We start from the raw sequence: 2,849 nt of genomic DNA on the forward strand, positions 1-2,849 counted from the left end.
GGTGTCGCACACCGTCTCTGCCGAAGCAATCCTGTCTCCGGCTCCATTGGAGCCTGGCAATCCATGGCACCAGAGTAGAACAGTTGTCCCCAACTGTTCCATCGGGCATTTCTCCGCTGCCAAGCTTCGTTGCTTCACCAAGTCCATTGCCAGCCGTCCGCGTCACGCTGCTCGACGGATCGACCCTGGCACGCAGACATTGTTTCGCGGAGTTCAGCTTCGACCCCGGGCAAGAGGGATTTCTTCTTTTCTGTCATGCCGCCAACGTCAGATCCGACCGGAAACGGAGGCAAAAAGGAAAACGGGGCCATCTTGGCCGGGGAAAGATCGCACGAGGGATCCATGACGTAATTCTTGCGTTGGATTGGCGAAACAGGCATCGTTCCAAGGGACTTCGACGAATCCGCCTGGCAGTTGACGCTGATGGCACCAGTGAGGACCGCAGCTGCGATGAGTTTCATGTCAATCGTTCCCTCTGAATGCCTACCGGGCTTTTGCGTGTTTTGGCTGACTCACTATGGCGTTCCAGGTACCCTGGTTTTTCATTGATCAATCATGCCGAACGTTTCCCGGATGGAGTGGATTCTATGAAAAGCATCGCCAGTCTCGTTGTCGCAGCAATGTTTGTGATTTCATTGCCCGGAATGTCCGACGGGCCACCCGATCCGTTTTCGGACAATGAGATCACACCGCGAGAGGGCGCCCCCAAGTACGATCCCACAAAGCCGTGGAGCGAAGAAAACCGATTGCGACTGACTTTGTCTGTTATCAAGCATCCGACTTATCGATTCGATTCCGCAGTCGTTTCGTTGAAGGCAAAGAACATCAGCGATCAACCGCTTCAGCTGGATTCTGAACTGATCATTGGTTTCAATGTTCATTTTCGTACTGACCTTGAACCGACTGACGAACAGATCCGAGTGTTGCCTGATCCACGCTGTGTCGACTACAGGAATGAACAGGATCGAGCGAAACCGACAAAGGCCGAAGCCGCTTCGCGGTTCACCGTGCTCAAGCCGGGGGAGGCGATCAATCGTCGAATTGACCTTGGCGAACCGTTGCTTGATGGAGGGGGAGGCCGAGCTTACATGACGACTGAATCGGGTGAAATGTTTCACGTTGAAACCTTCGGCGAAGGTTCATCCGAGCTTGTCTTTCCAAAGACGGCGAGCGAGTTGACGTTGCGCGTGTACTATGAACGCGGCGTTGGATTGACTCCAGGCATCTTACTCGAGGAGTATTTCGGTCTACCTATTGAGCAACTGAAGGTGCCTTGGAATGGGCGAGCGATCTCTGCGCCATTGGTCTTGAAGCTGCAAAGAAATCAAGCGGCGAACGATGGTGCTGTATCGGAGTGAATCCGATTCGTTGATCACGGTTGAGTTCCGCCGGGCAGTTCTCCGCCGCGGAGCCTCGTTGCCTCATCCATTCCACTGCCAACCGTCCTCGTCCCGCTACTCGACGATTCCACCCAGCCACGCAAACATTTGGGGACAAATGTTCTACTATGCCGAGCTTCGCTCGAGGGCTAAGTAAGGTCTGGCAAGCCACAGCACCAGAGTAGAACAGTTGTCCCCAACTGTTCCGCCGGATAATTCTGCACTGCCAAGCCCCGTTGCTTCACCAAGTCTCCCGCCAACCATCCGCGCCTCACTGCTCGACGAATCCACCCAGCCAAGCAAACATTTGGGGACAAAAGTTCTACGCTCTCTAGGCTTCGCCCGATTCAGTCGCTCTCGCCAGGGCCGATCGTGCGGAGGAGGAACTCTTCGTACTTTCGCATGCGGCCCAGTCGTTTGACATCACCGCCGAGACCGTGGCCGCCGGTGGGATCCAAGAACAACTCGACGTTGGTTTCCTTGCCAGCCTTCAGAAGTGCCCGATAGATCGCCATGGTGTCTTGGAAAAGAACGTTGGTGTCTTCCATGCCATGAACCAACAGGAGCTTGCCCTCCAGATTTTTGGCCAGCGGCACCAAGGAGTATTTCTCTTGGTCCGGTGTGCCTTTTCGTGACGGGCCGACCGTGCCGGTGGTGTACCAAGAGTTGTAGTTTTCCCACTGCGTCGGCCCGGCACCGGCCATGCCGACTTGGAACACATCCGGCTCCGTGTACAGGCACATCTGGGTTTGAAAACCACCGAAGCTCCAGCCATAGATGGCAACTCGCTGGTCGTCGGTATTGAAATTCTCGGTCATGAATTTGACGCCGTCGACGAGATCCTCTACCTGTGGCTTGCCGACTTGCTCATAGTTTGATTTCTCAAACAACCCGCCGTAGCCGGATTGTCCACGGGGATCCACGACAATCGTGACATAGCCGTGTTTCTGAGCCATGTACATCTGGAAAAAGTATCCGTCGGGGCTGTAGCTGCCGTCGTGGACACTGTGACGGTTGCCGAGAGGTCCGCCATAGACATAGATCAGCAGCGGGTGCTTGTCTCGCTTTTTCCATCCCTTCGGTTTAAACATCATGCCGGAGATGGTGTGTCCGTGTCGGTTCTCGTAATCGAAGAATTCGGGCTCGACCGCGATCAGCGACTTCGTCTTTTCGGGATGCGAGTCCGTGATTCGGGTGACCTTTTTCTTTTCGTTCTGGGCGATCAGTTCGGTCAATTCGCCATAGGTGACGTGGTTCCCGATCATCCGTTTCCCGTCATTGCTAATCGCAACGTCGGTGAAGTTGCCATCCTTCTTATTGAGGCGTGTCAGCTCGCCGTCTTCGAGATCCAGCACGTAAACCAATTGCTGGGCCGCCGATTCTATGGATGCAGTGACGAACAGTTGGGTGTGATCATCGGACAGTCGAATCGGATAAACCTCATATCGTCCGCTGGTCAATTGTCGAACG

The 2,849-nt window shown here is 54.7% G+C and carries 3 protein-coding genes; 1 reads left to right on the forward strand and 2 read right to left on the reverse strand.

Going from position 1 to position 2,849, the window contains the following annotated elements; all coding sequences use genetic code 11:
- Positions 1-134 precede the first annotated feature (134 nt).
- Positions 135-461, reverse strand: coding sequence for a hypothetical protein (locus tag ACF8AM_RS06280; RefSeq protein ID WP_392554804.1), 327 nt, complete (start codon positions 459-461; stop codon positions 135-137).
- A gap of 126 nt (positions 462-587) precedes the next feature.
- Between ACF8AM_RS06280 and ACF8AM_RS06285 the strand changes: the two genes are divergently transcribed.
- Positions 588-1,358, forward strand: coding sequence for a hypothetical protein (locus tag ACF8AM_RS06285; protein ID WP_392554805.1), 771 nt, complete (start codon positions 588-590; stop codon positions 1,356-1,358).
- A gap of 368 nt (positions 1,359-1,726) precedes the next feature.
- On the opposite strand, the gene ACF8AM_RS06290 is transcribed toward ACF8AM_RS06285, so the two are convergent.
- A partial coding sequence (locus tag ACF8AM_RS06290; RefSeq protein ID WP_392554806.1) for a prolyl oligopeptidase family serine peptidase occupies positions 1,727-2,849 on the reverse strand: 1,123 nt, incomplete at its 5' end.

Source organism: Rhodopirellula sp. JB055 (genome assembly GCF_043100905.1).
Classification (GTDB): domain Bacteria; phylum Planctomycetota; class Planctomycetia; order Pirellulales; family Pirellulaceae; genus Rhodopirellula.

What these genes read in the sequence shown, in the direction of transcription:
- ACF8AM_RS06280 (WP_392554804.1), bottom strand. Translation starts at nt 461, where the DNA reads ATGAAACTCATCGCAGCTGCGGTCCTCACTGGTGCCATCAGCGTCAAC.
- ACF8AM_RS06285 (WP_392554805.1), top strand. Translation starts at nt 588, where the DNA reads ATGAAAAGCATCGCCAGTCTCGTTGTCGCAGCAATGTTTGTGATTTCA.